At 69.0% G+C, this 26,168-nt stretch carries 24 protein-coding genes; 13 read left to right on the top strand and 11 right to left on the bottom strand.

Going from position 1 to position 26,168, the window contains the following annotated elements; genetic code table 11:
• Nucleotides 1-108 precede the first annotated feature (108 nt).
• The 9 genes from baeS (at nt 109) to N5C18_RS06590 (ending at nt 9,748) form a co-directional block, all read left to right on the top strand.
• Nucleotides 109-1,512, top strand: a complete 1,404-nt coding sequence (baeS, locus tag N5C18_RS06630) for a sensor histidine kinase efflux regulator BaeS (protein ID WP_164086465.1) — start codon at nt 109-111, stop codon at nt 1,510-1,512.
• Nucleotides 1,509-2,213: a response regulator gene (locus N5C18_RS06625; RefSeq protein ID WP_008266010.1), complete on the top strand. Its 705-nt coding sequence runs from the start codon at nt 1,509-1,511 to the stop codon at nt 2,211-2,213. Before baeS ends, N5C18_RS06625 begins: the two co-directional genes overlap by 4 nt.
• Nucleotides 2,214-2,350: 137 nt before the next feature.
• The gene (locus N5C18_RS06620; RefSeq protein WP_006475442.1) at nt 2,351-2,881 is read left to right on the top strand and encodes a gamma carbonic anhydrase family protein; all 531 of its coding nucleotides are present in this window, start codon (nt 2,351-2,353) and stop codon (nt 2,879-2,881) included.
• 123 nt (nt 2,882-3,004) lie between these two features.
• The gene (locus tag N5C18_RS06615) at nt 3,005-3,694 is read left to right on the top strand and encodes an RDD family protein (RefSeq protein WP_006475444.1); all 690 of its coding nucleotides are present in this window, start codon (nt 3,005-3,007) and stop codon (nt 3,692-3,694) included.
• Complete coding sequence (locus N5C18_RS06610; RefSeq protein ID WP_053451092.1) at nt 3,691-4,683, top strand: stage II sporulation protein M; 993 nt, start codon at nt 3,691-3,693, stop codon at nt 4,681-4,683. The genes N5C18_RS06615 and N5C18_RS06610 overlap by 4 nt, the downstream gene beginning before the upstream one ends.
• A complete protein-coding gene (locus N5C18_RS06605) occupies nt 4,673-6,289 on the top strand; it encodes a DUF4129 domain-containing protein (RefSeq protein WP_279944098.1) in 1,617 nt (538 codons plus the stop codon). Before N5C18_RS06610 ends, N5C18_RS06605 begins: the two co-directional genes overlap by 11 nt.
• Complete coding sequence (locus tag N5C18_RS06600) at nt 6,286-7,470, top strand: DUF4350 domain-containing protein (protein ID WP_279944097.1); 1,185 nt, start codon at nt 6,286-6,288, stop codon at nt 7,468-7,470. The genes N5C18_RS06605 and N5C18_RS06600 overlap by 4 nt, the downstream gene beginning before the upstream one ends.
• Nucleotides 7,467-8,453, top strand: coding sequence for a MoxR family ATPase (locus N5C18_RS06595; RefSeq protein ID WP_005411535.1), 987 nt, complete (start codon nt 7,467-7,469; stop codon nt 8,451-8,453). Before N5C18_RS06600 ends, N5C18_RS06595 begins: the two co-directional genes overlap by 4 nt.
• The gene (locus N5C18_RS06590; RefSeq protein ID WP_053451094.1) at nt 8,450-9,748 is read left to right on the top strand and encodes a DUF58 domain-containing protein; all 1,299 of its coding nucleotides are present in this window, start codon (nt 8,450-8,452) and stop codon (nt 9,746-9,748) included. The genes N5C18_RS06595 and N5C18_RS06590 overlap by 4 nt, the downstream gene beginning before the upstream one ends.
• A gap of 624 nt (nt 9,749-10,372) precedes the next feature.
• On the opposite strand, the gene N5C18_RS06585 is transcribed toward N5C18_RS06590, so the two are convergent.
• Nucleotides 10,373-11,551 (bottom strand): glutathionylspermidine synthase family protein, encoded by a 1,179-nt coding sequence (locus N5C18_RS06585; protein ID WP_279944096.1) that lies wholly within the window; start codon nt 11,549-11,551, stop codon nt 10,373-10,375.
• 7 nt (nt 11,552-11,558) lie between these two features.
• Nucleotides 11,559-12,131: a DUF1190 domain-containing protein gene (locus N5C18_RS06580; protein WP_014038869.1), complete on the bottom strand. Its 573-nt coding sequence runs from the start codon at nt 12,129-12,131 to the stop codon at nt 11,559-11,561.
• Nucleotides 12,132-12,540: 409 nt separating this feature from the next.
• Between N5C18_RS06580 and ilvD the strand changes: the two genes are divergently transcribed.
• Nucleotides 12,541-14,379, top strand: coding sequence for a dihydroxy-acid dehydratase (gene ilvD, locus N5C18_RS06575; protein WP_279944095.1), 1,839 nt, complete (start codon nt 12,541-12,543; stop codon nt 14,377-14,379).
• 100 nt (nt 14,380-14,479) lie between these two features.
• A complete protein-coding gene (locus tag N5C18_RS06570) occupies nt 14,480-15,652 on the top strand; it encodes a DUF418 domain-containing protein (RefSeq protein ID WP_279944094.1) in 1,173 nt (390 codons plus the stop codon).
• Between the two features lie 92 nt (nt 15,653-15,744).
• Here the strand turns inward: N5C18_RS06570 and dinG are convergent, their stop codons facing one another.
• From dinG to aroE, 3 genes are all read right to left on the bottom strand, one after another.
• Entirely contained in the window at nt 15,745-17,847 is a 2,103-nt protein-coding gene (dinG, locus tag N5C18_RS06565; protein ID WP_053451098.1) for an ATP-dependent DNA helicase DinG, read from the bottom strand.
• Nucleotides 17,848-18,002: 155 nt separating this feature from the next.
• On the bottom strand, nt 18,003-18,356 hold the full coding sequence (locus N5C18_RS06560; protein ID WP_053451099.1) for a hypothetical protein: 354 nt from the start codon (nt 18,354-18,356) through the stop codon (nt 18,003-18,005).
• Nucleotides 18,357-18,359: 3 nt separating this feature from the next.
• Nucleotides 18,360-19,205 carry a shikimate dehydrogenase gene (gene aroE / locus N5C18_RS06555; RefSeq protein ID WP_053451100.1) on the bottom strand — a complete coding sequence of 282 codons (846 nt, stop codon included), beginning with the start codon at nt 19,203-19,205 and terminating at the stop codon, nt 18,360-18,362.
• Between the two features lie 48 nt (nt 19,206-19,253).
• On the opposite strand from aroE, the gene N5C18_RS06550 reads away from it, so the two are divergent.
• Nucleotides 19,254-20,117 carry a hypothetical protein gene (locus N5C18_RS06550; protein WP_279944093.1) on the top strand — a complete coding sequence of 288 codons (864 nt, stop codon included), beginning with the start codon at nt 19,254-19,256 and terminating at the stop codon, nt 20,115-20,117.
• A gap of 171 nt (nt 20,118-20,288) precedes the next feature.
• Here the strand turns inward: N5C18_RS06550 and N5C18_RS06545 are convergent, their stop codons facing one another.
• From N5C18_RS06545 to N5C18_RS06530, 4 genes are all read right to left on the bottom strand, one after another.
• The gene (locus N5C18_RS06545) at nt 20,289-20,558 is read right to left on the bottom strand and encodes a hypothetical protein (protein WP_040006915.1); all 270 of its coding nucleotides are present in this window, start codon (nt 20,556-20,558) and stop codon (nt 20,289-20,291) included.
• Nucleotides 20,559-20,590: 32 nt separating this feature from the next.
• Complete coding sequence (gene hemB / locus N5C18_RS06540; RefSeq protein ID WP_180879458.1) at nt 20,591-21,580, bottom strand: porphobilinogen synthase; 990 nt, start codon at nt 21,578-21,580, stop codon at nt 20,591-20,593.
• Between the two features lie 19 nt (nt 21,581-21,599).
• Complete coding sequence (locus N5C18_RS06535) at nt 21,600-22,517, bottom strand: bestrophin family ion channel (RefSeq protein WP_053451103.1); 918 nt, start codon at nt 22,515-22,517, stop codon at nt 21,600-21,602.
• 122 nt (nt 22,518-22,639) lie between these two features.
• Nucleotides 22,640-22,888 carry a hypothetical protein gene (locus N5C18_RS06530; RefSeq protein WP_006475755.1) on the bottom strand — a complete coding sequence of 83 codons (249 nt, stop codon included), beginning with the start codon at nt 22,886-22,888 and terminating at the stop codon, nt 22,640-22,642.
• Nucleotides 22,889-23,072: 184 nt separating this feature from the next.
• Between N5C18_RS06530 and N5C18_RS06525 the strand changes: the two genes are divergently transcribed.
• Entirely contained in the window at nt 23,073-23,540 is a 468-nt protein-coding gene (locus N5C18_RS06525; protein ID WP_053451104.1) for a hypothetical protein, read from the top strand.
• Nucleotides 23,541-23,763: 223 nt separating this feature from the next.
• On the opposite strand, the gene N5C18_RS06520 is transcribed toward N5C18_RS06525, so the two are convergent.
• Together N5C18_RS06520 and N5C18_RS06515 are read right to left on the bottom strand one after the other, a co-directional pair.
• On the bottom strand, nt 23,764-25,563 hold the full coding sequence (locus tag N5C18_RS06520) for a DUF885 domain-containing protein (RefSeq protein WP_164086452.1): 1,800 nt from the start codon (nt 25,561-25,563) through the stop codon (nt 23,764-23,766).
• A 67-nt stretch (nt 25,564-25,630) separates the two neighbouring features.
• Nucleotides 25,631-26,146, bottom strand: a complete 516-nt coding sequence (locus tag N5C18_RS06515) for a cytochrome c oxidase assembly factor Coa1 family protein (RefSeq protein WP_133935869.1) — start codon at nt 26,144-26,146, stop codon at nt 25,631-25,633.
• Nucleotides 26,147-26,168: the final 22 nt, after the last annotated feature.

Below are 26,168 nucleotides of genomic sequence, written 5' to 3'. Positions count from 1 at the left end.
GGGGGCCTTGCGTTGACCCGGGCACGCTGCCGTGGAACTGTGCAGAGAATATGGAGATTGTGCGACCGGCTCAGCTGGCGCTTGCTTTCGGCGCCGCATGCGCCGCTAATGGCCCCCGCGATGGCGAAGATTCGACTCAAATTCGGCCTGACCGCGAAGACTTTCCTCGCGATCTTCACTGCCTGCCTGCTGGTGCTGGCAGTGAACGGCATTGCCAGTCGCGTGGCGTTCCAGACCGGCTTCCTGGACTACCTCAACGATCAGGGCGACCTGCGCATGCAGCGCCTGATGCCGCACCTGCAGCGCGAATTCCGCGAGCACGGCGGCTGGGACCACCTGCGCGGTGACAGCGATCGCTGGGCGCGGATGCTGCGCCCGGACCTGGCGCATGGGCATGAAGGGCCGGTGCCACCGCTGTCCGACCAGACCGGCGTTCCGTCGCGGCTGGGCCTGTTCGATGCACAGCACCGCTACGTGGCAGGCAATCCCGACGCGACCAGCGATGACGAGCCGCACGCGGTGCAGGTGGACGGGCACACGGTGGGCTGGCTGGGCATGGTGCCGTTCCAGACCGTCATCGCCACCAACGACCTGAACTTCTACAACACCCAGATGCGCGCCTGGTGGGTGATCGGCATCTCGCTGCTGCTGGTGACGGTGCTGCTGGCCTGGCTGGTGTCACGCGCGCTGCGCCAGCGCCTGGCCAAGCTCGCGGCGGCCACCCACCGGCTCGCCGCCGGCGACTACGCCACCCGCATCGAGCGCACCAGCGATGACGAGCTGGATGCACTGGTCAACGACTTCAACCGGATGGCGCAGGCGCTGGACGATACCGAGCGCAACCGCCGTGCCTTCATCGCCGACATCTCGCACGAACTCCGCACGCCGTTGGCGGTGGTGCGTGCCGAACTGGAGGCGATCGAGGACGGCATCCGCCCGCTGGACCGCGCCAATCTTGGTGCCCTGCAGGGCGAGATCCGCCAGCTGGGCAAGCTGATCGACGACCTGCACGACCTGTCGATGACCCAGTCCGGCGGCCTGGCCTACCGTTTCGCCCCGCTGGACCTGGTGGCCCTGCTGCGCAGCGAGCTCAATGGCATGCGCGTGCGCTTCTCCGCGGCGGGGCTGGCACTGGAAGCAACGCTGCCCTCCACACCGCTGCAGGTAGCCGGTGACGAGCGGCGCCTGCAGCAGGTGCTGGCCAACCTGCTGGAGAACGCGCTGCGTTACACCCATGCCGGCGGCCGCGTACTCGTGCAGGCCGCACGGGTGCCTGCCGGCGTGCAGCTGATCGTGGAAGACACCGCACCGGGCGTGCCGGCGGAAAAATGTGCGCTGCTGTTCGAGCGCTTCTACCGGGTGGAAAGCTCGCGTAATCGTGCCAGCGGTGGCAGCGGACTGGGCCTGGCCATCAGCCACAACATCGTTCTTGCCCACCATGGCCAGATCCACGCCGAGCCCTCGCCGCTGGGTGGGCTGCGCGTGGTCATCACCCTGCCGGAGCCTGCATGAGCACCTCCCCCGCCAGCACATCGCCCGCCGCACCGGCGAAGATCCTGATCGTTGAGGACGAACCGCGCCTGGCCGCCGTGCTGCGCGACTACCTGGCCGCGGCGGGCATGGTCAGCGAATGGGTGGATGATGGCGGCCAGGTGATCGAGGCCTTCGCGCGCTACCAGCCCGATCTGGTGCTGCTGGACCTGATGCTGCCGCAGCGCGATGGCGTGGATCTGTGCCGCGAGCTGCGCGCCAGCAGCAACGTGCCGGTGATCATGGTCACCGCGCGGGTGGAGGAGATCGACCGCCTGCTGGGACTGGAGATCGGCGCCGACGACTACATCTGCAAGCCGTTCAGTCCGCGCGAAGTGGTGGCGCGAGTGGTGGCGGTGCTGCGCCGCTACAGGCCGGACCCGGCCGCGCGCACCAACAGCGGCCTCCACATCGACGAACCGGCCGCGCGTGCCACCTGGAACGGCAAGGGCCTGGACCTGACCCCGGTGGAGTACCGCCTGCTGCGCACCCTGCTGGCCACGCCCGGCCGGATCTGGGCCCGCGATGAACTGCTTGACCGCCTCTATCTGGACCACCGCGTGGTGGTCGACCGCACCGTCGACAGCCATGTGCGCAACCTGCGCCGCAAGCTGGCCGATGCCGGCATGGAAGGCGAACCGATCCGATCGGTGTACGGGATGGGTTACAGCTACGAACCCTAGCAAACGGGTAGTGCCGGCCGCTGGCCGGCAACCACGGAAATCCAGGTGCGCGCATGAGGTTGCCGGCCAGCGGCCGGCACTACCGGTGCCTCTGCCGCGTATCATCGTCGCGAATGCCCTGCTTTCCGGAGACACCGATGAACCCGCTGCGCCCCTTCCGCGACAAGATGCCCGTCCTCGGCGAGCGCGTGTACATCGATCCGGCCTGCACCGTCATCGGTGACGTGGAACTGGCCGACGACGTGTCGATCTGGCCGGGCACGGTCATCCGTGGCGACGTCAACTACGTGCGTATCGGTGCACGCACCAACGTGCAGGACGGCACCATCATCCACGTCAGCCACCACAGCCCGTACAACAAGGCCGGCTACCCGACGCTGATCGGCGAGGGCGTCACCGTCGGCCATGGCTGCATCATCCATGCCTGCACGATCGGTGATTACAGCCTGATCGGCATGGGCGCCTGCATCCTCGACGGGGCCCGGGTGGAGCGCCACGGCTTCGTCGGTGCCGGTGCCGTGATCGGCCCGGGCAAGGTGGTCGGCGAGGGCGAACTGTGGGTCGGCAACCCGGCGCGGCCGGCGCGCACGCTGAGCGACAAGGAGATCGAGTCGCTGCACTACTCGGCCGACCACTACGTGCGGCTGAAGGACGAATACCTGGGCTGAGCGGCCAACGCCGCCATGCGGCTCTGCTAAAGTCTGGGCCCGACCAGGATCTGTCGAGACCCCCATGCCTGTGGCTGCCTGCCGGAGAGGACTCCGGCGCCCACATCGAAGGCCATCGCGCTGATGGCCGCACCGATGCTCGACACCTACCGCGAGGTGGTGACGCCGGAGGGCGTGCTGCTGCAGTTGCCGGCGGCCGGCCCGCTGCCGCGGGCGATGGCCTGGCTGGTCGATCTTGGCGTGCGCGTCGCCGTGCTGGTGCTGATGTCGATTCCGCTGGCGCTGCTGGACACGTTCGGTTCCGGCCTCTACCTGGTGCTGATGTTCCTGGTCTACTGGGCCTACCCGATCGTCTGCGAGGCGCTGTGGGGCCGCACCCTCGGCAAGCGCGCGCTGGGGCTGCGCGTGCTGTCGCGCGATGGCGCGCCGGTCGGCTGGATGGCATCGATCACCCGCAACCTGCTGCGTACCGTGGACATGCTGCCGTTCGGCTATGCACTGGGCCTCGTCAGCAGCCTGTTCGACCCCCATGGCCGCCGCCTCGGCGACCTGGTCGCCGGCACGGTGGTGGTGCATGCGCCGGCGCTGTACCTGCCGCCGCCGCCGACCATCGACAGCGTGCTGGCCCCGCCGCAGCCGCTGCGCCCGGATGAACAGGCGGCGTTGATGGCCTTCGCCGAACGCGCGCCGCGGCTGTCGGCGGCGCGCCAGCAGGAACTGGCCGGAATCGCCGAGCCGCTGACCGGTGCGCAGGGCCAGATCGGCGTGCTGCGCCTGTATGCCATGGCCAATTGGCTGCTGGGGCGGCGATGAAGCAGGAACAGTTCGTCGCCCGCTACCAGCAGGAATGGCAGGACCTGGAGCAGTGGCTGCTGCTGCGTGCCGGTGCCTCGCGCCGCGCCCGCCGCAAGGCCAGCGGCCTGGCACTGGATGACACTGCCTTCCCGCAGCGTTACCGGCGCCTGTGCCAGCAGCTGGCGCTGGCCCGCGAGCGCGGCTACAGCCCACAGCTGGTGCAGCGCCTGCAGCAGCTGATGCAGCAGGGCCACAGCGTGCTGTACCGCACGCGTCCAACGCGCTGGCGCGCCGCGCTGGAATTCCTGGTGGCCGACTTCCCGCTGCTGGTCCGCAGCCAGGCGCGCAGCATGTGGGTGGCGCTGGCGATGTTCGCGCTGCCGGCACTGGCCTGCTTCGTGCTGGCCCAGGTCTATCCGGACCTGATCCACATGCTGATGGACAACCGCCAGATCGCCGCGATGGAGCGCATGTACGACCCCGCCGCCGAGCGCCTGGGCCGCGACAGCGGTACCGACTGGATGATGTTCGGCCACTACGTCATGAACAACATCAGCATCGCCCTGCGCACCTTCGCCAGTGGCCTGCTGGCCGGGCTGGGCACGCTGCTGGTGCTGTCCTTCAATGGCGTCACCATCGGTGCGGTGGCGGGCCACCTGCAGCACATCGGCTACGGCGGCCCGTTCTGGCGCTTCGTGGCCGGGCATGGCGCGTTCGAGCTGACCGCCATCGTTATTGCCGGTGGCGCCGGACTGCAGCTGGGCATGAAGCTGCTGGCACCGGGCCGGCGCAGCCGGCTGGATGCGCTGGTTGACGGCGGCCGCATCGGTGCACGGTTGTGCCTCGGCGTAGCCTTCATGCTGCTGGTCGCCGCCTTCATCGAAGCGTTCTGGTCATCGATCGCCGAAGTGCCGGCATGGGGCAAGTTCAGCGTGGCCGGCGTGCTGTGGGCTGGCGTACTGCTGTGGCTGTGGCGTGGCGGACGCGGAGCCGGCGATGCGCATTGACCACCTGGACGTGGTGCTGCGCGCACGCAGCAGCTGGGAAGCCATGGAGCTGGGCAGCGCCCTCGCCCGCCGTCACGCGCGTGCGGTGTGGGGCAGCTGGCTGCTGGCCAGCGCGCCGCTGTTCGTGGTCTTCAACGCGCTGGGCTGGTGGCTGGATGCGTTCGGCTGGGCCTGGCTGGCGATGTGGTGGTGCAAGCCGCTGTTCGAACGCGCGCCGTTGTACGTGCTGTCACGCGGCATCTTTGGTGAGCCGGTGGGCACGCTGGCGGCGCTGCGCGCGCAGCGCCACTGGGGCGGTACCGGCTTCTGGGGCTACCTGGGCTGGCGCCGCTTCAGCGTGCTGCGCAGCCTGTGCCTGCCGGTGAACCTGCTGGAAGGCAACGCACCGGGCCAGCGCGGCCCGCGCCGTCGCGCGGTCGCGGCCGGCGCCGCAGGTGCAGCGACGGTGCTGACGGTGACCTGCCTGGCATTCGAAGCGGTGCTGGTGTCCGGCGCGATCGGTGCGGTGTTCATGTTCATGCCACTGGACCTGATGTCCGAATCGTGGCGTGCGGCCTGGGACATGATCGGCCGGGACACGCCGGCGTGGGCACGGCTTGGCTTCAACCTGGCGTGCTGGCTGGCCTCGGTGCTGGTCGGGCCGTTCTTCGTCGGTGCCGGCTTTGGCCTGTACTTGAACCGGCGCACGCAGATGGAAGCCTGGGATGTGGAAATCGCCCTGCGCCGCCTGCGTGATCGACTGCTGCCGGCGGCGTCGACACTGGCCCTGCTGCTGTGCCTGGCCCTGCCACTGGCCTGCGCACCGGTGCACGCGCAGGACGCGCCGTCGATCACCGACGACGCCGACACTGCCGGCGAGGACGAAGACAGCGCGGAGGAACCGGCCACCGCCGCAAACGACCCCGCCAACACCCCGGCCACCATCTTCGGCAGCACGCCAGTGGACACCGCCGGGTTCCGCCAGGCGGTGAACCGCGCCTATGAAGACCCGCTGCAGCACCCGACCCGCCAGGTCACGCACTGGAAGCCGATCGAGCAGGCCGAGGAGGCGAAGAAGGAAGACAAGCAGCTGCAAGGCGACAGCGGCAACAAGGGCGAGCGCAAGGCACGCAAGGACGGCATTGCCTGGCTGGCGCGGCTGGCCGAATGGGGCCTGTGGGGCCTCCTGGGCATCCTGCTGCTGGTGCTGCTGCTGACCGCGCGGGTGTGGCTGCCCTGGTTGCGTGGCAGCGGCCGGCGCAAGGCCGGCGCTGCGGCCCCGGTGATTGAAGAGGCGGTGGAACTGCCCGCGGTGCTGCCACCGGACGTGGCCACCCAGGCCGGCCTGCTGTGGGACCAGGGCCGGCCACGGCAGGCGCTGGCCCTGCTCTACCGCGCCAGCGTGCGCACCGTGGGCGAGCGCAGCGGCATCGCACTGCCTCCCGGCGCCACCGAGGCGCAGTGCCTGCGTGCCTCGCGGCGCATGCCGGAGGCGGCCGACCGTGACCTGTTCGCGCGCATCGTGCGCATGTGGCAGTACGCCGCCTATGGTGGGCGCCTGCCCAGCCGCAGCGACTTCGACACGCTGGCCGACATGCTGCGCCAGCAGTACGGGTGGCAGGCATGAGCCCGCGCCTGTTCTGGTCGTTGCTGCTGGGCCTGCTGGTGCTGATCGGCGTGCCACTGACGATCCTCTACCTGCGCACCCACGAACGGGTGACCGAGACGCTCACCCTGCCGCCGCAGGGTGAGGCCAGCTACAACCCGCTGTACGTGTTGGGCCAGGCGCTGCGCGCCGACGGCATCGAGGTGCATTCACGGCCACGGCTGGACCTGCAGCAGATGGCGCTGGGGCCGCGCGACACGGTGGTGTTGCTGCAGGACAGCAGCGAGCTGCCGGCACCGAGCGTGAAACCGCTGCTGGCTTGGGTCGACCGCGGCGGGCACCTGCTGGTGCGCACACCGCCACCGGCGGAGGACGATGCCGGCAGCACGCAGGGACCCTTGCTCGACCAGCTGGGCGTGGACAGCCTGTTCCAGCGCAGCGACTGCCAGCCATTCCATATCGACGACGACAGCGGTCACAGCGAGTTCTGCGGGGGGCGCCGCTTCACGCTGGGGTTTGCTGCGCGCACGCAAGCCGAACGTCGCTGGGGCAGTGACCGCGACCTGGTGTTCGCGCGCCTGCGCCATGGCCAGGGCAAGGTGAGCATACTGGCCGACATGGAGTTCATGCGTGGCGAGGTCGACACACCCGCCGCACGGCTGGGCGCCGCCGCGGGCACGCCCAGCGATGGCCTGCACGATCCGGCCCACCGTGACCTGACCCGCTATCTGCTCGATCCGAACTACGGCAAGGGTGCGGTCTGGCTGGTCTACGCCGGACGCCCGCCGTCGCTGTGGGCACGCCTGTTCTACCATGGCTGGCCGCTGTGGGTGCCGCTGCTGCTGGCCCTGCTGGGTTGGCTGTGGGGCCGCTCGCAGCGCTTCGGCAGCCTGCAGCCGTCGCCGCTGCTGGAACGCCGCTCGCTGCTGGAGCATGTGCGTGCCAGCGGCGAACTGCTGCTGCGCTTCGGCCACGGCGCGCGCCTGTACGACGCCGTGCTCGCCCTGTTCCTGCACCGCCTGCGCCTGCGCGCGCCGGTCGCCGCCGCACTCGACGGCGCACCGCGCGAGCAGGCCATCGCCGAGCTGCTGAAGTGGCCGCAGGGCCGCGTCGCCAGCGCGCTCACACCCCCACCGCCGCACGATTCCTCCGCCCTGCGCGAGCGCATCCGCTTGCTGCTCCAGATGAGATCCCTGCTATGACCGAAGTGCCCGAGCTGCCGGCGGCCGCCAACGCCCGCCTGATCGAACGCGTCGATGCCATCCGCGATGCCGTTGGCCATGCCTTCATCGGCCAGGCCGATGTGCTGGACCAGATCCTGGTGGCGCTGCTTGCCGGTGGCCATGTGCTGATCGAGGGCGTCCCCGGGCTGGGCAAGACCCTGCTGGTGCGTGCGCTGGCACAGGCCCTGGAACTGGATTACGGCCGCGTGCAGTTCACCCCCGACCTGATGCCCAGCGACGTCAGCGGCCACGCGGTGTACGACCCGAAGAGCGAGAGCTTCAAGATCCGCCGCGGCCCGGTGTTCACCAACCTGCTGCTGGCCGATGAGATCAACCGCGCACCGGCCAAGACCCAGTCGGCGCTGCTGGAAGTGATGCAGGAAGGCCAGGTGACCATCGAAGGCAAGGCGTTCACCCTGGCGCCGCCGTTCATGGCGTTGGCCACGCAGAACCCGCTGGAGCAGGAAGGGACCTATCCGCTGCCGGAAGCACAGCTGGACCGCTTCCTGTTGAAGGTGCTGATCGACTACCCGCAGCTGGAAGACGAGAAGCGCATGGTGACTGCGATCACCAGCGGCCGCGCCGCCAGCGATTTCGACCTGAGCCAGGTGCCGCGCGTACTTGGTGCCGGCGAGTTGCTGGAACTGCAGCGCGCCACTGCCGCGATCACCGTCGATGATGAAGTGATCGATTATGCGGTGCGGATCGTGGCGGCCACCCGGCAGTGGCCGGGGATCGCCGTCGGTGCCGGGCCGCGCGGCAGCATCGCACTGGTACGTGCGTCTCGCGCGCAGGCGGTGCTGGCCGGTCGTGATTTCGTCACTCCGGATGATGTGCGCGACATTGCTCGCCCGGCGCTGCGACACCGCATCGCGCTGGCCCCGGAACTGCAGATCGAAGGCCAGGACGCCGACGATGTGCTGGGTGCCCTGCTGGCCAAGGTGGAAGCACCGCGCCGATGAGGCCGTCCCCGCTGCTGCTGGTGCTGCTGCTGGCCTGGGCCGTGCTGGGCGGCCTGGTGCTGGGCGGCCTGCTGCCGCGCGGGGGCTGGGCGCTGGCCGCACTGGCCATCGCCCTGCCGGCGCTGTGGGACCTGTGGCGGCAGGCGCGACGACCTTCGCCGCAGGTGCAGCGCGAGCTGCCCGAGGCGCTGGCGCTGGGCGTACGTCGCGACGCCGCACTGCGGTTGCAGGCGGACGCATCGATGACGGTGCAGGTGTTCGACCTGGTGCCCGGTGGCTGGCCGCTGGAATCGCTGCCACAGCGTGTGCAGCTGCAGGCCGGCAGCGCCTCCACCCTGCACTACCACCTGCAACCGCTGCAGCGCGGGCTCTTCCGCTTCGAAGGCGTGCACCTGCGCATGCGCTCGCCGTGGCGGCTGTGGTGGCAGCAGCGCACCGTGCCACCGGCATTGGACGTGCGCGTCTATCCGAACTTCGTGCCGCTCACCCGGTTTGCGTTGTTCAGTGCCGACCAGGCCTCGCGGCTGGTCGGTGCGCACGTCAAACGCCGCCGCGGTGAAGGCACCGATTTCCACCAGATGCGCGAGTACCGCGTCGGTGACAGCCTGCGCCAGCTCGACTGGAAGGCTACCGCGCGTGCGCGCAAGTTGATCTCGCGCGAATACCAGGACGAAAAGAACCAACAGCTGTTGCTGATGCTCGACAGTGGCCGGCGCATGCTGGCCAGCGAAGGCGGGCTCTCGCACTTCGACCATGCATTGAACGCCTCGCTGGTGGTGGCCTACCTGGCCCTGCGCCAGGGCGATGCCGCCGGCCTGTTCGCCGCTGGTGGCGAGCGCCGCTGGGTGGCGCCGCAGCGCGGGATGGGCACGGTCGAGCACCTGCTGCGCGCCAGCTACGACCTGCAGCCGCGCGCGGTGGCCACCGACTATCTGGCTGCCGCCACCGAGGTATCACTGCGCCAGCGCCGGCGCGCCCTGGTGATGCTGGTCAGCAACGTGCGCGACGAGGACATCGAGGACCTGCTGGCAGCCGTTCGCCTGCTGCAGCAACGCCACCTGGTGTGCGTGGCCAGCCTGCGCGAGCGCGAGCTGGACGCTGCGCTGGAGGACGAGGTGCAGACGCTGGAGGACGCCGCCCAGGCCGGCGCCGCTGCGTTGTACCTGCAGCAGCGCGCGAAGGCACACGAAGCGCTGCGCAGCGAGAAGGTGATGGTGCTGGACGTGACCGCCGACGCGCTGCCCGCTGCGCTGGTGGAGCGCTACCTGGCGGTGAAGCGCGAAGGGTTGCTCTGATGCCCACAGCGGCTGCCGGCCAGCGGCCGGCACTACCGGCACATCGCCCTGGTGGGTGCCAACCTTGGTTGGCACCAATGCCACAGCGCCGACCAAGGCCGGCATCTACCAACAACGGTGCCGGCCAGCGGCCAGCACTACCGGCACATCGCCCTGGTAGGTGCCAACCTTGGTTGGCACCAATGCCACAGCGCCGACCAAGGTCGGCCTCTACCAACAACGGTGCCGGCCAGCGGCCGGCACTACCGGCACATCGCCCTGGTGGGTGCCAGCCTTGGTTGGCACCAATGCCACAGCGCCGACCAAGGTCGGCATCTACCAACAACGGTGCCGGCCAGCGGCCAGCACTACCGGCACATCGCCCTGGTAGGTGCCAACCTTGGTTGGCACGAACCCACAGCGCCGACCAAGGTCGGCATCTACCAACAACGGTGCCGGCCAGCGGCCGGCACTACCGTCACATCGCCCTGGTGGGTGCCAACCTTGGTTGGCACGAACCCACAGCGCCGACCAAGGTCGGCATCTACCAACAACGGTGCCGGCCAGCGGCCGGCACTACCCGGCACGTCGCCTTGGTAGATGCCAACCTTGGTTGGCACGACGGCCCTGTGGGCCGTACCGCCATCAGACGTAGATCCGCGTCGGCGCCTCGTCCACGATCGCGTGCGGCACGAAGCGCGCACTGTCGCGGGTGATCGCGCTGTCGTCCTCGCGGATGCCGATGCCGCAGGCGTGGTCACCGATCACCCAGCTGCCGATCAGCGGGTAACCGCCTTCGAAACGGGTGAGCGGATGCGCGCGCTGGATGATCGCTGGGCCGTCGTAGGGACCGTCGCTGCGCTGCGTGCTGCCGTCGGCCAGGTGCATCTCGATGTTGGCGCCTTCGCGCGAGAACAGTGGCTTGCGTACCCAGCCCGAGGCCAGCGTGCTGCCGTCATCGAAGTGTGCTTCCAGCAGGTTCGGATGACCGACATTGCGCTGCCACAGCAACGGCAGGATGCCCTTGTTGCTCAGCACCGCCTTCCACGCCGGCTCCAGCAGCTGTACGCCCGAGCCGGGCAGCGCGCGGCCGAATTCCTCGGCCATCAGGTCTTCCAGCGGGTACAGCTTGAACAGCGTGCCGATCACCGAATCATCCAGCGCGGTGAAACGGCCGTCTTCGGACAGGCCGATGTCCTCGATGGCGATGGCCTGGCCATGCAGGCCGGCCTGCGAGGCGCAGTCACGCAGATAATCGACGGTGCCGCGGTCTTCATCCGAGCTGCCCACGGCGCTGAAGTACAGCGGCGGCGGCAACTGCGCGGCCAGTTCGCCGAAGCGCTCGACCAGCGCTTCATGGATCGCGTTGAACTGGTCGGCGTGCTGCGGCAGGCGACCGGCGTTGCGCTGGTCTTCCAGCCACTGCCACTGGAAGAAGCTGGCCTCGAACAGCGAGGTCGGCGTGTCGTAGTTCAGTTCGTACAGCTTGGCCGGACCGGTGCCGTCGTAGGCCAGGTCCAGGCGCCCGTACAGATGCGGCTGGCGCTGGCGCCAGCTGTCGGCGATCCAGTCGCGGTAGTGCGACGGAATCGCCAGCTGGTCCATCAATCGCTCGCTGGCGATGACATCGCCGACCAGGTCCAGCGCCATCTGGTGCAGCTCGGCGCTGGGGTCTTCGATGTCCTGTTCGATCTGGCGCAGGGTGAAGGCGTAGTACGCGCTTTCATCCCAGTACGGCTGGCCATCGATGGTGTGGAAGCGGAAACCCGCCTCTTCCGCGCGTGCCCGCCACTGGGCACGCTCGGCAATCCGGATGCGCTGCATGGGTCGATCAGCCGCCGTAGCTGCCGCTGGTGCTGCGGCGCGCGCTGGTGTTGCCGAAGCCACCACGGCTGGCGGTGACCGCACGGTTCGGTTCGCTGGTGACCGGGGCCAGGCCGGCCTTGCCCGCGCCGATGCCACTGGCGGTGTTCAGACCACCGCTACCGCCCGGGGCCGGGCGCGCCCAACCAGCGCTCTTGTCCTGGTAGGCCGGCGACGCCGCCGGCGCCTGCGGGGCCAGGCCGCCGCGGTTGCTCAGCATCTGCGACATGAAGAAGCCCATCATCATCGGGCCGATGAACGAGGTACCCGCCGACGTGTGCTGCTGCACGCACTGTTCCGGCTTGTAGTCCTTCTCGCAGGCTTCCTTGCTGGCGTACTTCGGCGCCGCATCGGCGGCCTGCTTCTGCGCTTCGGCGAAGGCGTTGCGGCACGAGGACGGATCGCCGGTGGCCTCGGTGCAGGCCTCCACCGAGGTATACAGGCCTTCCTGCACCTTCACCTCCGGCTCCTTCTGGCAGGCGGTGAACAGCAGCGGCGCGGCGCTCATCAGCAGCAGCGCGGTGGTGCGGGAACGTTTCATGGCCTCATGCCCTGTCGACGGATCAATGCCCCAATGATGCCAAATCCTGGCCAGCAACCGGAATCGGCAAAGTCCGAAAGATGAACGGACTTTCATTTTCGTCGGGCATTGGGGTCAGAGGCCATCGCGCCACGATGGGATCCGACTCCGGACGGCGCACCGCTCTGGCAGGTGCCAACCTGGGTTGGCACACACCCGGCGGCGCCCGGCGATGCCCAGCGCGCACAGCCAAGTCTCCGGCGAGAAGCCCCCTTGTTGTTCAAGGGGGCGCGCCGAAGGCGCGGGGATAAGGGGAAATGCGTGGACCACCAAGCCGCTGCAAGCGGTGAAGGTGGTTGCAGCAGCAACCGAAAAAATTGTCCATGATCGGGCGACCCCCACGTTGTACGGCCCGCCCGTTCCGCCAGCCATGCCTGAATACCGCTCCCGCACCTCCACCGCCGGCCGCAACATGGCCGGCGCCCGCGCCCTGTGGCGTGCCACCGGCATGAAGGACGGCGACTTCCACAAGCCGATCATCGCCATCGCCAACTCCTTCACCCAGTTCGTGCCCGGCCACGTGCACCTGAAGGACCTCGGCCAGCTGGTCGCACGCGAGATCGAGCAGGTTGGCGGTGTCGCCAAGGAATTCAACACCATCGCCGTGGACGACGGCATCGCGATGGGCCATGACGGCATGCTGTATTCGCTGCCCAGCCGCGAGATCATCGCCGACGCCGTGGAGTACATGGTCAACGCGCACTGCGCCGACGCGCTGGTGTGCATCAGCAACTGCGACAAGATCACTCCCGGCATGCTGATGGCCGCACTGCGCCTGAACATCCCGGTGGTGTTCGTCTCCGGCGGACCGATGGAAGCGGGCAAGACCAAGCTGTCCGAGCACAAGCTGGACCTGGTCGACGCGATGGTGGTGGCCGCCGATGACAGCGCCTCCGACGAGAAGGTGGCGGCCTTCGAGCGCAGTGCCTGCCCCACCTGTGGTTCGTGCTCGGGCATGTTCACCGCCAACTCGATGAACTGCCTGACCGAAGCGCTGGGCCTGTCGCTGCCCGGCAACGGCACCACGCTGGCCACCCACGCCGATCGCGAGGCGCTGTTCCGCCGCGCCGGCCGCCTGATCGTCGAACTCTGCCACCGCTGGTATGGCGGCGAAGACCCGAGCGCGCTGCCGCGCGGCATCGCCACCCAGGCCGCGTTCGCCAATGCGATGACCCTGGACATCGCCATGGGCGGATCGACCAATACCATCCTGCACCTGCTGGCCGCTGCGCAGGAAGCGGAGGTCGACTTCGACCTGAGCCATATCGATGCCTTGTCGCGTCGCGTACCGCAGCTGTGCAAGGTGGCACCGAACACGCCGAAGTACCATATCGAAGACGTGCACCGCGCCGGCGGCGTGTTCGGCATCCTCGGTGAACTGGACCGCGCGGGGCTGCTCGATACCGGCGTGCCGACCGTGCACAGCGCCAGCCTCGCCGACGCACTGGAACGCTGGGACGTGGTGCGCAGCGACAACGACACCCTGCACACCTTCTTCAAGGCCGGCCCGGCCGGCATTCCTACCCAGGAGGCCTTCAGCCAGGCCACGCGCTGGCCGACGCTGGACGTGGACCGCGCCGAGGGCTGCATCCGCTCGCTGCAGCACGCCTATTCGCTGGAAGGCGGGCTGGCCGTGCTGCGCGGCAACCTGGCCGTGGATGGCTGCGTGGTGAAGACCGCCGGCGTGGATGAGTCGATCCACGTGTTCGAGGGCCCGGCACGCGTCTACGAAAGCCAGGACGCTGCCGTCGCCGGCATCCTCGCCGACGAAGTGCAGCCGGGCGAGGTGGTGGTGATCCGCTACGAAGGCCCGAAGGGTGGCCCGGGCATGCAGGAGATGCTGTATCCGACCAGCTACCTGAAGTCGAAGGGGCTGGGCAAGCAGTGCGCACTGCTGACCGATGGTCGTTTCTCCGGCGGTACGTCGGGCCTGTCGATCGGCCACGTCTCGCCGGAAGCGGCCAGCGGCGGGGTCATCGGCCTGGTCGAAGACGGCGACCGCATCCGCATCGACATCCCGGCCCGTCGCATCGATCTGCTGCTGGATGACGCCACCCTGGCCCAGCGCCGCACCGACGCCGACGCGCGTGGCTGGAAGCCACGCGCGCCGCGCCCGCGCAAGGTCACCAGCGCGTTGAAGGCCTACGCCCTGCTCGCCACCAGCGCCGACAAGGGCGCCGTGCGCAACACCGCCCTGCTCGGCGATTGACCTCTGTGTGGTAGTGCCGGCCGCTGGCCGGCATCTGCCGCGTGCTTGTAGGCGCATGCCGGCCAGCGGCCGGCACTACCGATCCGGTACGCTGCAGGGCATGACCCACCGCCCGCCGCGACAGCCCCTCATCGATGCCCTGCGTGGATTCGCGCTGCTCGGCGTGTTCCTGGTCAACCTGCGCTTCTTCTCGCTCGATGCGCTGATGACCGAGGCCGCGCAGCAGGCGCTGCCCAGCGCGGCACTCGACCAGGCCATCCGCACCGGCATGGAATGGCTGGTGGACATGAAGGCAATCACCCTGTTCTCGCTGTTGTTCGGCATGGGCGTGGCGATGCAGATGGACGGCCATGCGCCCGGCAGCATGGCCGCCCACCTGCGGCGGATGGCGGTGCTGCTGGTGATCGGCCTGCTGCATTCGGTGCTGCTGTGGTGGGGTGACATCCTGCTGGTGTACGCACTGGTCGGCCTGCTGATGCCGTTGTTCCGGCACCTGGGCGATCGTGCCCTGCTGTGCAGTGGCCTGTTCATCGCCCTGCTGCTGCCGCCGCTGCTGTCGCCGTGGATCCGCGAATGGGTGGCCCTGCTCACACCGCGCGCGCAGATGAACGCCACAGCGCTCGAGGCACTGGCGCACGGCAACCTGGCGCAGGCGTGGTGGCACAACCTGCAGCTGGCGGCATGGCTGAAGCTGAGCAACTGGGCACTGCTGTTCTTCGTGCTCGGCCGCTTCCTGCTGGGCTACTGGGCCGGCCGTCGCGGCCTGCTTCAGCAGCCGCAGGCACACCGGCCGCTGCTGCGCTCGATTGCCCTCGGTGGGCTGCTGTTGACGGCCGCGTTCCTGTGGATCGATGCCCACGCCGATGCGCTCAAGCAGGCATGGCCAGTGCTGCGTGCGGGCGTGCCCGGCTACCTGCTGCGCGTGGCGTACCGCGTTGCGCCGCTGGCACTGGGCATCGCTGCGGCCGCCATCTTCGCCCTGCTCTATCTGCGCCCATGGGCCGAACGCATGCTGCGCGTGTTCGTCCCGGCCGGGCGCATGGCACTGAGCAACTACCTGCTGCAAAGCGCCATCTGCGTGCCGCTGTTTGCCGGCTTCGGGTGGGGTATCGGCCCGCAGCACGGGCTGTGGCCGGTGCTGCTGGTGGCAGCGGTGGTGTTCCCGCTGCAGCTGTGGGCGAGTGCGTGGTGGCTGCGCGACCATCGCTTCGGTCCGGTGGAATGGCTGTGGCGCAGCGCCAGCGAAGGGCAATGGCTGCCGCTGCGTCGGTAGCGATCGGAGACGGAGCGGATCAGGTCGTTTGTGCCATTTGCGACTTAATCCCCTCCGTCCCCGTTTTGCCGGCCAGCGGCCGGCACTACCGGTCAGCCGATCACGCGCTTGAACGGCGGCAGCGCGTCGATGATGCGCTTGCCGTAGCGGCGGGTCAGCAGCCGCGAATCAAGGATGACCACGCGGCCGGTGTCGGTGGAAGTGCGGATCAGGCGGCCGGCGAACTGGGTCAGCGTGCGCAGCGCGTGCGGAATCGCGATCAGGTTGAACGCGTTGAGCCCACGCCCTTCGAACCACTCGCTGAGCGTGGCGGTCTGCGGGTCGGTCGGCACCGCGAACGGCACCTGGGTGATCACCACCGTGGTACAGGCTTCGCCGGGCAGGTCGAGGCCCTCGCCGAACGAGTTCAGGCCGAACAGCACCGAGCCCTCGCCCGCCGCGACGCGGCGCAGGTGTTCGTCGATCAAGCGGGTCTTGGACATCTCGCCCTGCACCAGCACCTGCTTGCGGCGCGCGGCCGGCATCAGGCCGGCCACCTTCTCCATCTTCCAGCGCGAGGTGAACAGCACCATCGAGCCCTTGGCCCAGTCCAGCTCGGTGTCGAGGTAACGCGCCACTTCGCGCGGATGGCCCTCGCGGTCGTCCGGCGTGACCGGGAACTTCGGCACGATCAGCTCGGCCTGGTTGGGCAGGTCGAACGGCGAGGACAGCGAGACCATCTCGGCCTCTTCAGGAATGCCGTTGTCGATCGCCAGCGACTGGAAATCGCCGCCGCCGGTCAGCGTCGCCGAAGTCATCACCACCGAATCCACTTCGTCCCACAGCAGCTTGCGCAGCACGTGCGCAGCCGACACCGGCGAGCCGTGCAGCACCAGGTCGCCGTCGCGGGTGGCGGTGACCCAGCGCGCCATCGGCGGCGCGCCGTCCTTGTCCTCGCGGCGCCACGCCTGCCACAGGTTGTACTGCTGCTCGATCATCTCCAACGCCATGCCCAGGTTGCGCTGCAGGCGCTCGCGCGCGGCATCGTCCGGCTTGCCCTTGGCCACCTGCGCGGTGGCCGCATGCGCCCAGTTGTAGAGGCTGCGGGTATCGTCGGCCAGCGCTTCGATCGGCTCGCGCCAGGCCTCGGGCAGGCGACCGTTGGCGGCGCGCCACATCGGTTCCTCGTCGGCCGGCGCCGGCATCCACACCCGTTCGATGTGGTCACGGAAGGCACGCAGCTGCTTGGCCACGTTGCTGGCCATCTCGATCGCTTCGTTGGGCAGCAGGTTGCCGAGGCGGTCCTTGTCGACCGCGCGGTAGGCGCCGGCAATCAGGATCTGCAGGCGGCCGGTGCGCTTGGCCATCTCGTCCAGCGCCAGGCTGGCCGCGCCCTGGTCGATCGCCACGTTGCCGATGTGATGGCCTTCGTCCAGCACCAGCAGCATGTCCGACGGCGCCGCGATCAACGGTTGGCCGTTGTCGCTGTCGCCGATCGACAACGCCGACAGCAGCAGCGCATGGTTGGTGACCACGATCTGTGCGTCGCGCACGGTATTGCGCGAACGCAGCACCGCGCATTGCGCCGAATAGGCGCAGCGGCGCCCGGCGCAACCCGAAGCCGGCGTGGTGATGCGGCTGCGCAGGCCGGGGCTGATGGTTTCCGGCGCGTTGTCGATGTCGCCATCCCAGCTGCCGCCGGTGAAGGCATCGGTCAGGCGCTTGGCGATGTCCATCTCGATCGGCGCCAGCGGCCGGTCGAACAGCGGCGCGTCATCCTCGAACATGCCGCCCTGCGAGCCCTCGCCCTGCGCCTCGGCAGCATTGCGCGTGCACAGGTAGCGGGTACGGCCCTTGGCCAGCGCCACCGTCGCTTCCAGGCCGGTGGCCTTGAGGAAATTCGGGATATCACGCTCGACCAGCTGCGACTGCAGCGCCACCGTGCCGGTGCTGATCACCAGCTTCTTCTTGCTGGCCAGCGCGATCGGCACGCCCGCGGTGAGGTAGCCCAGGCTCTTGCCGACGCCGGTCGGCGCCTCGACCACGCCGACGCCACCGCTTTTCGACAGCGCACGCGACACCACGCCGATCATCTGGCTCTGCGAGCGGCGGGTGGAGAAGCCGGGGGTATTGGCCTGCAGCGTCGTGTACGCCTTGCGGATCGCGTCCTTCAAGGGGTCATCGAGCGTGCGCGGAGCGGCGACGGTTTCGGTCACGCCGGGAAGTACCGTGGCTGGATCAGGCCGGTCATTGTCGCATGGCCGGCCACGTCCGCCGCCGCTGGCACCCTGAACGGGGCAGCGACGACGCCGAGCAGCGGGATGAACACGCCGGGCGCTACAGGCGACGGCCCAGGGCCGTCACCGGGGTGTCACTGCACCGGGTTGCCGCGCAGCCGCAGCAGGCGCACCAGCGCCCATACCAGCAGCACCACGCCGATGGCCTCGACCAACGCCAGCGCGAAGTGCAGCACGCCGAGCACGGCGCCCATGCCCGACACGGCACCAAAGTTGCCACTGCTGACCAGCCACATCGGCAGGATGCCGGCGGCCAGGCCGCCCAGGCAGGACAGCAGCAACAGCAGCAGGCCGACCAGCGCGCCGGTACGGGTGGCATCGCGCGGCGCGCCGACCACCCAGACCAGGCCCACGCACAGTGCGATCAGCACCGGCAGGCGTACGCCGACCATGCTCAGTACGGTCACCAGCAAGGCGGTGCTGTCCATGGCTCAGTCCTCGCCGGTCAGCACGGCCGCACCCTGGCGCAGCGACTGGTAGACCTCGTCGGTCTGCGGGCGCACGCCGTGCCACTGCAGGAAGCTCTCGGCGGCCTGTTCGACCAGCATGCCGAGGCCATCGACGGTATTGCGGCAGTTCGCCGCGCGCGCCCAGGCCAGGAAGGCGATGGCGGCCTCGCCGTAGTTCAGGTCGACGGCCGTCGTCATCGAATTGACCAGCGACAGCGGCAGCTTGAACTCGACATTGCGGTCGCGACCGGCCGAGGTGGCGTTGACGATCAGCTCGAAGTCGCCGAGGTCGCGCAGGTCTTCCCAGTAGCGGCTGATCGCGCGGCCCGGTTCGCCCATCGCATCGATCAGTTCATCGGCGCGTTCCGGCGTGCGGTTGACCACCACCAGCTCGGTGATGCCGGCATCGAGCAGCGCCGGGGCGACGCTGCGTGCGGAGCCACCGGCACCGATCAGCAGCATGCGGCGGCCACGCAGGTCCAGGCCGTGGCGGTCGGTCAGGTCGCGCACCAGGCCGATGCCATCGGTGGTGTCACCGTGCCAGCGGTCGCCCTTGCGCAGCAGGGTGTTGACCGAGCCGGCGCGGCGCGCCCGTGCGGTCAGCGTGGTGCACACCGAGAACGCGGTTTCCTTGTGCGGCAGGGTGACGTTGGCGCCGACACCGCCCTCGGCGGCGAACGCCTCCAGACCGGCCAGGAATGCATCCGGGGCCAGGTCGATTGCGCGGTAATCCACCGCGATGCCTTCCTGGCGACCGAACGTCGCATGGATCTGCGGCGACTTCGAGTGGGCAACGGGGTGTCCGAAGACGGCGTAACGGTCGGTCATGGAATCCTCAAGCTGGCTAGACTGATGCTCTTTCGTGCACGGACCCGGATGATGCGCATCACCCCGCCCCTGCTGGTGCTCGCCGCCAGTCTACTCTCTGCCCCCGTGGCGATGGCGTTGAACGAGTACGGCATCGAAGGCATGGGCATGGTCTCGACCCGCGCCGACGAGGGCCGCGCCACGATCAGTGCCGATGGCCAGCGCATCGTTTTCGCCCGCCGCAGCGAGTCCGGCTGGGGCCTGTGGGAAGCGCGCGTGGCCGATGGCCGCTGGCAGCAGGCGCAGCCCCTGCCGGTGGACGTGGCCGGTGAGGCCCGCGATCCCTACCTCAGCCGCGATGGGCGCTGGCTGCTGTTCGCGGCCGGCCGCCAAGGCACGCTGGCGCTGTATCGCGCGGCATTGTCCGCCGATGGCCGGCTGGGCGCTGCGCAGGCCCTGGCCGGCGATGGCGGGCGCCGGGAAGAGCGCGGGCCGGCCCTGAGCGCGGATGGCCAGCGCCTGCTGTTTGCCCGCCAGCAGGGACGTGGCGCAGGCTGGGATCTGTTCGTGGCGCCGCTGGACGCGCAGGGCGTGCGTGGCCGGGCCACCGCACTGGGCGCGTTGAACAGCGCCGAGGACGAGACCGACGCTGACTGGCTCGGCAATGATGGCGCGGTGGTGTTCAGCCGCGGCAGCGGCGCGACCGCGCAGGTCTGGAGCAGCGGCTGCGCGTGGAGCGGCGTGGCGCTGCAGCCGCTGGGGCTGTCGTTCAACCAGCCCGGCGGCTGGACCGGTGCGCCGGTGATCGACAACGCCAAGCCCGGCGAGATGCTGGTCGCCAGCAGTGCGGCCAAGGCGCCGCGTGCCGGCGGCGTGGATGTGTACCGGTTGGCGGTGCCGAAGGTGGCGGCGGTGCCCGGGTGCGTGCAGTAGATCCACGCCATGCGTGGATGGCCGTCTGGTAGATGCCAACCTTGGTTGGCATGCAGGAAGGTGCCAACCAAGGTTGGCACCCAGCGTGGATGATCGATTGGTAGGTGCCGACCTTGGTCGGCACAGAAGCAAAACCGCCAACCAAGGTTGGCCACTACCAGAGCATCGCCGTCAGCGCGACAACACCCTGGCACGCTGCTGCTCGTACTCGACCTCGCTCAGCTGGCCATTGTCCTTGCGCTGGTTCAGCGCGGCCAGTTCGGCCTGCACGCTGTCCGGAAGGGCCTGCTCACGGGCCACGTGGCGGGCCGCCGACAGCTGCTCCGGCGGGCGCTTGCCGGCCCGCCAGGCCGCGATGAAGACACCGACAATGATGGCGCCGAACACCAGCGTACCGATGCCCCAGATCAGCCATTGCATCCATCCCAGTTCGGGTCCCATCGCGCTTTCCTCCGTCTATCGTCGCGCCATTGTCAGCGCTCGCGCAGCCATCGCGCCACCTGCGGCGCGAAATAGGTCAGCACGCCATCGGCACCGGCCCGCTTGAAGCCCAGCAGCGACTCCATCACGCAGGCGCGCTCGTCCAGCCAGCCGTTGGCGAAGGCGGCCTTCATCATCGCGTACTCGCCGCTGACCTGGTAAGCGAAGGTCGGCACGCCGAACGTCTCTTTGACCCGGCGTACCAGATCCAGGTAGGGCATGCCCGGCTTGACCATCACCATGTCGGCGCCCTCTTCCAGGTCCAGCGCGATTTCGCGCAGGGCTTCGTCGCCGTTGGCCGGGTCCATCTGGTAGGTCTTCTTGTCGGCCTTGCCGAGGCTGGCCGCGCTGCCCACCGCATCACGGAACGGGCCATAGAACGCCGAAGCGTACTTGGCCGAGTAGGCCATGATGCGCACGTTGATGTGGTTGGAGACATCCAGCCCGCGGCGTATCGCACCGATGCGGCCGTCCATCATGTCCGACGGCGAGACGATGTCCGCACCGGCCTCGGCATGCGACACCGACTGCTTGACCAGTGCGTCGACGGTGATGTCGTTCAGCACATAGCCCTTGTCATCGATGATGCCGTCCTGGCCATGCGTGGTGTACGGGTCCAGCGCCACGTCGGTCATCACCCCCAGTTCCGGGAAACGCGCCTTCAGCGCGCGGATCGCCCGCTGCGCCAGGCCGTCCTCGGCCCACGCCGCCGACGCGTCCAGCGACTTCAGCGACGGGTCGATCACCGGGAACAGGTCGATCACCGGAATGCCCAGTTCCAGCGCTTCCTCGGCCACCTTCAGCAGTTCTTCGATCGACAGCCGCTCCACGCCCGGCATCGACGGCACCGCAGTGCGGCCGGCAAGCTCGTGCACGAACACCGGGTAGATCAGGTCGTCGGTGGTCAGCGTGTTCTCGCGCATGAGGCGGCGCGAGAACTCGTCATGGCGCATGCGGCGCGGGCGGTAAAGCGGGTGGGACATGGCAGGCTCCGAGGAGTGGCTATTGCAACAGGTAGCCCTGCGGCAGCAGGGGTTCGGGCAAGGGGCGTTCGCCGAGCGCGTCGAGCTGGTCGATCTCGATCGTGCGCACCAGCGCGTCCAGCGGCAGGTCGTTCGGCTCCAGGCCGAACGGGTCTTCCATTTCCTCGCCCAGCTGGTCCAGGCCGAAGAAGGCGTAAGCCAGCACCGCCGACAATACTGGCGTACCCCAGCCCAGCGAACTGGCCAGGCCGAACGGCAGCAGCACGCAGAACATCCACGCGCAGCGGTGCAGCAGCAGGGTGTAGGCGAACGGCAGTGGTGTGGTGAGGATGCGCTCGCAGCCGGCCTGGATCGACGACATCGCGTGCAGGCGCTCCTCCAGCTGGGCGTAGAGGATCGGGTCGAGGTCACCGGCGCGCAGGGCCTGGGCCAGTTCGGCGGCGATCATCGACAGCAGCGCGTCAGGCACGTTCTCACGCTGGCCGAGCTGTTCACGCTGGCGCTTGTCCAGCCACGGCAGGGCCATCAGGGCCACGATGCGCCCGCGCAGGCGCCCGGCCAGGGCATGGGCGAAGGCCGTGGTGACATAGGCGATGCGGCGGCGACGGCCATGGTCATCGGCCAGCAGCAGATTGACCTGGCGGGCCAGCGAACGCGATTCAAAGACCAGCTGGCCCCACAGCTTGCGGCCTTCCCACCAGCGGTCATAGCAGGCGCTGTTGCGGAAGCTGAGGAAGATCGACAGCACCAGGCCGAGCAGGGTGAACGGCGTGACCGAAACGCGCTCGATGCCGGTCGGTGGCGCCAGTTCCACCACCGCGGCCACGGCAATGGACAGAACCAGGATGGCCAGCACTTTGGGGGCGATCGCTTTGACGATCGAACCGCGCAGGATGTAGAGCAGTTGCCAGCCGTGGGGACGGGGTCGGATGATCATGGGGCAGCCGCGCCGGGCGCGGATTCACAGGCACGCGGGGGGCTCGCGCAGCCATTCATTGTACGCCCCTGCCCGGCTGTGGGCCGTGTGCCTGCGACGCCCTGTCGCACCCGGGGACGGGCTCAGATCACGCCGCCGCCCAGGCCGAGGCGCAGGATGCCGACCACCACCACGATGCCGTTCAGGACCAGTCCGGCCCAGGCCCGGCCGCGCTTGCTCGGGTGGGTGAACAGGATGCCCAGCGCGGCGATCACCGCGCCGACGGCAGCGAACGGGATCAGGAACCAGTTGCCCCAGCCCAGCAGCGGAATCAGCGCCAGGATCATCCACAACAGCGCCAGTACGCCCCACAACAGACTGATCACACCCATGCCGCTCTCCCGCCGTTGGTTCCTGGGCCCACCATAGACGTTCCCGCCGCTGCCGCCTACTGCCATTGGCGGGGCTGTCACCAGGGCCGTGCTAGCGTTCGGTGGAGCGTGCCCTGGCCCGGGTGTTGGCCCCGATTCAGAGTGGCCCGCCGATGATCGCAACCAGTCCTGCAGGGGTGATGCCATGAACATTCGTTGGGCCGCGTTGGCGGCCATGCTGCTGGCCGCCGCCGGTTGTGCCAGTACGTCCAAGGTGATGCTGGGCCGTGCCCGCGCGCCGATCGACCCGGCCCAGGTGCAGATCTATTCGACGCCGCCGGCCGGCTCCCAGGAAATCGCGCAGCTGGAATCGGCATCCGCGGTGGGCTTCGGCACCCAGGGCCAGACCGATGCCGCCGTGGCACGCCTGAAGCGCGAGGCTGCGGCGCTGGGTGCCAATGGTGTGGTGCTGGTGGGCGTGGGCAGCAGCGGTTCGCCGGTGGGCATGTCGGTGGGCGCCGGTACGTTCGGCTCGCATGTCGGTGGCGGCGTCGGCATCGGCATTCCGACCACGCAGAAGCGCGCCGCCGGTGTCGCGATCTGGGTACCGAATCCGCAGCCGCCGGCACGGCTGCCGACGCAGGTGATCACGCCTCCGCCGCCGCAGCGGTGACCTTCCCGGGTCAGCGCCGGTAGTGCCGGCCGCTGGCCGGCAACCTCAGGAATGCTTCCTGCGCCAAGGGAATGCCGGCCAGCGGCCGGCACTACCCCTGCAACAGACGACGCATCGTTCTGGTAGGTGCCAACCTTGGTTGGCACGAAACCCACGGCGCCGACCAAGGTCGGCATCTACAGACGGCGATTGCCGGGCAGTGGCCGGCATTACCCGGCGATGCTCAGCGCTTGTACTTCGGCACGAACACCTTGTTCACCGCGTCGGCCAGCTGGTCCGGCGGCAGCAGGCCCTGGTCGAGCAGGAAGTTGTTGAACGCCAGGCGGTCGAACTTCGCGCCCAGCGCCAGTTCGGTCTGCATGCGCAGCTCCAGGATCCGGGTATATCCATAGAAATAGCTGCCGGCCTGGCCCGGCATGCGCACCATGTAGCGATCCAGTTCCTGGGTGGCCATCGCCTTGGACAGACCGACCTGCTCCATCAGCACGCGCTCGCCGTTGGCACGGTCGGTCAGGCCGAGGTTGAGCATCGGGTCAAGCATCGCGCGTGCGGCGCGCAGCAGGCGGAACTGCAGCGCGATCATCTGCCCGTCCAGCGGCTCGTACGGCACCATCTCGGCTTCCGCGTACAGTGCCCAGCCTTCCACGTTCACCGAATTGAACGCGAACATGGTGCGCGCCAGCGAGATGCCGCGCTCGACCATCGCGGTGAACTGCAGCTCGTGGCCCGGGCGGCCTTCATGCGCACTCAGCGTCCATGCCGCTGCCCCGAAGTTGAAGTCGTCGTACTGCGCGCCCGGGCCCGCGGCCGGGTTGCCCAGCGGCAGCACGAAGGTGCCCTGCTGCCCGGTGTTGTTGACCAGCGGTGCCGGCAGGAAGTGCGGGGCCGGGCTGGCCGCGCTCTCGGCGGCCGAGCCCAGGCGCATCTGCATCGCGCGCTTGGGCACGTCGACGATGGCGTGCTCGCGGATCAGCGGATCGATCGCATCGATCACCTTGCGGTAATGGCCTTCCAGATGATCGTCAGCGATCTTGTCGGCCTTCAGCGCGCGGATCACCGCCACCGGGTCACTCGGATCGGCCACCTTCAGGCCCTTGTCCTTCACCACCAGCGGCGCCAGCTGCTGCATCGCCGAGCGGGTTTCCATGAACTCCAGCTGCGCACGCTGCATCAGCAGCTTCGGGTCGATGTCGATGCCGACCTGCTTGAGCTGGTAGGCGTACAGCGGCGCCGGCAGGCGCGCGTCGGCACGTGCCTTCGGCAGCACCTCGGTGCGGGTCCAGGCCGCATAGTCCTTCATCTGCCCGGCCAGGGTCTTCATCGCCTCGTCGGCACCGGCGATCTGGTACTTCTTCAGCAGCGACTCGATGCCGGTGATGTAGGTCTCGACGTTGTCCAGCGACTGCTGCACTTCGATCTTCGTCGGCTGCAGCAGCGTGCTGTCCTTCAGCCGCTCTTCGTAGCGCTGGCGCGCCAGCGTAGTGAAGGCGGTGCCACCCGGCTGCAGGCCGGCATAGGCCTTGAGGCGGTCGATCGCCTTGGCGCGGCGCTCGGCCGGCACCTGGTCGGACAACAGCAGGTTGAGGCCGCTGAACACCGTCTGCGGCGCATCACTCCACGGCAGCAGGTACTTCTCGTTGAGCTCGCTGCCTTCGATGTTCTGGCTGGCGGCATGGATCATGATCTCCAGGTCCTGGCGGACGTTGGGATCCTGCTCGGTGGCCAGCTTCGCCTTCAGCTCATCACGTGCCTTGGCCATCGCGGCGCGGTAGCGCTTGCCGTTGTCGGGGCCCAGGTCGGCCACCTTGTCGTCGTAGCCGGGCACGCCGAAGAAGCCGGTTTCTTCCGGCTGGAACGGCCCCTGCGCATCCAGCAGGATCTGCGCCAGCGCATTGCTGCGGGCGACCCAGGCCGGGCTGGCCGGGGTGGTGGCCTTGGCGGCGGGTGCGGCCAGGGCCGGCGGTGCGGACAGCAGCGGGGCGGCAGTCAGGGCCAGGGCAACGGCCAACGCGATCGGCTTCATGGTGCACTCCAGGACAGGGTTGCCCGCACCCTACGCGTTCAGTGCGGCGGCGACAATCGGCCGGAGGTCACAATGCGGCGGTCAGCGGGCACTCGCCACGATCACGGCAGGCCTGCAGCGCGCATTCGTGCGCCGCTTCATCATCATCCAGCGCGGTCAGGTCGAAGGTCTGCTTGTCCTCGGCCAGCACGTACATCACCGGGTAATCCCACACGTCATCGCTGCGGGTGCCCTTCACGAACAACCGGCCGTGCGCGTGCGGCCCTTCCAGCGAGACGGTCAGGCCGACATCACGCTGGCCGTTGATCGCGGTCTGCATGCTGCCCAGCGGCATCGACCCGGCACGCAGCGGCTCGCCGAACGCGTCCACCAGCTCGATGCTGCAGCCGGCGCGGCGCAGTGCTTCGCGCATCGGCGGGCTCTCGCGCGCCGCCTCGCTCCAACCCAGCACGCTCCAGGCCACCACGCCACCGACCGTGCCCAGCACCAGCACCACGGTCAACGGCATCGCCCAGCGCCAGTGGCGGCACCACCAGCCAGCAGATCGCTGCTGATGAGCGGGAATCGGCGGTGGCAGGGTCATCGGCGGGCTCCTTCCCGGCTGT

The organism is Stenotrophomonas sp. GD03930, assembly GCF_029839665.1.
Taxonomy (GTDB): Bacteria; Pseudomonadota; Gammaproteobacteria; order Xanthomonadales; family Xanthomonadaceae; genus Stenotrophomonas; species Stenotrophomonas forensis.
Note: the sequence above shows the minus strand (reverse complement) of the source record. Positions and strands in the feature narration are given on the sequence as shown.

Excerpts from the sequence above, each read along its gene's own strand:
- baeS (WP_164086465.1), top strand. The coding sequence starts at position 109 with ATGGCCCCCGCGATGGCGAAGATTCGACTCAAATTCGGCCTGACCGCG.
- N5C18_RS06625 (WP_008266010.1), top strand. The coding sequence starts at position 1,509 with ATGAGCACCTCCCCCGCCAGCACATCGCCCGCCGCACCGGCGAAGATC.
- N5C18_RS06620 (WP_006475442.1), top strand. The coding sequence starts at position 2,351 with ATGAACCCGCTGCGCCCCTTCCGCGACAAGATGCCCGTCCTCGGCGAG.
- N5C18_RS06615 (WP_006475444.1), top strand. The coding sequence starts at position 3,005 with ATGGCCGCACCGATGCTCGACACCTACCGCGAGGTGGTGACGCCGGAG.
- N5C18_RS06610 (WP_053451092.1), top strand. The coding sequence starts at position 3,691 with ATGAAGCAGGAACAGTTCGTCGCCCGCTACCAGCAGGAATGGCAGGAC.
- N5C18_RS06605 (WP_279944098.1), top strand. The coding sequence starts at position 4,673 with ATGCGCATTGACCACCTGGACGTGGTGCTGCGCGCACGCAGCAGCTGG.
- N5C18_RS06600 (WP_279944097.1), top strand. The coding sequence starts at position 6,286 with ATGAGCCCGCGCCTGTTCTGGTCGTTGCTGCTGGGCCTGCTGGTGCTG.
- N5C18_RS06595 (WP_005411535.1), top strand. The coding sequence starts at position 7,467 with ATGACCGAAGTGCCCGAGCTGCCGGCGGCCGCCAACGCCCGCCTGATC.
- N5C18_RS06590 (WP_053451094.1), top strand. The coding sequence starts at position 8,450 with ATGAGGCCGTCCCCGCTGCTGCTGGTGCTGCTGCTGGCCTGGGCCGTG.
- N5C18_RS06585 (WP_279944096.1), bottom strand. The coding sequence starts at position 11,551 with ATGCAGCGCATCCGGATTGCCGAGCGTGCCCAGTGGCGGGCACGCGCG.
- N5C18_RS06580 (WP_014038869.1), bottom strand. The coding sequence starts at position 12,131 with ATGAAACGTTCCCGCACCACCGCGCTGCTGCTGATGAGCGCCGCGCCG.
- ilvD (WP_279944095.1), top strand. The coding sequence starts at position 12,541 with ATGCCTGAATACCGCTCCCGCACCTCCACCGCCGGCCGCAACATGGCC.
- N5C18_RS06570 (WP_279944094.1), top strand. The coding sequence starts at position 14,480 with ATGACCCACCGCCCGCCGCGACAGCCCCTCATCGATGCCCTGCGTGGA.
- N5C18_RS06560 (WP_053451099.1), bottom strand. The coding sequence starts at position 18,356 with ATGGACAGCACCGCCTTGCTGGTGACCGTACTGAGCATGGTCGGCGTA.
- aroE (WP_053451100.1), bottom strand. The coding sequence starts at position 19,205 with ATGACCGACCGTTACGCCGTCTTCGGACACCCCGTTGCCCACTCGAAG.
- N5C18_RS06550 (WP_279944093.1), top strand. The coding sequence starts at position 19,254 with ATGATGCGCATCACCCCGCCCCTGCTGGTGCTCGCCGCCAGTCTACTC.
- N5C18_RS06545 (WP_040006915.1), bottom strand. The coding sequence starts at position 20,558 with ATGGGACCCGAACTGGGATGGATGCAATGGCTGATCTGGGGCATCGGT.
- hemB (WP_180879458.1), bottom strand. The coding sequence starts at position 21,580 with ATGTCCCACCCGCTTTACCGCCCGCGCCGCATGCGCCATGACGAGTTC.
- N5C18_RS06535 (WP_053451103.1), bottom strand. The coding sequence starts at position 22,517 with ATGATCATCCGACCCCGTCCCCACGGCTGGCAACTGCTCTACATCCTG.
- N5C18_RS06530 (WP_006475755.1), bottom strand. The coding sequence starts at position 22,888 with ATGGGTGTGATCAGTCTGTTGTGGGGCGTACTGGCGCTGTTGTGGATG.
- N5C18_RS06525 (WP_053451104.1), top strand. The coding sequence starts at position 23,073 with ATGAACATTCGTTGGGCCGCGTTGGCGGCCATGCTGCTGGCCGCCGCC.
- N5C18_RS06520 (WP_164086452.1), bottom strand. The coding sequence starts at position 25,563 with ATGAAGCCGATCGCGTTGGCCGTTGCCCTGGCCCTGACTGCCGCCCCG.
- N5C18_RS06515 (WP_133935869.1), bottom strand. The coding sequence starts at position 26,146 with ATGACCCTGCCACCGCCGATTCCCGCTCATCAGCAGCGATCTGCTGGC.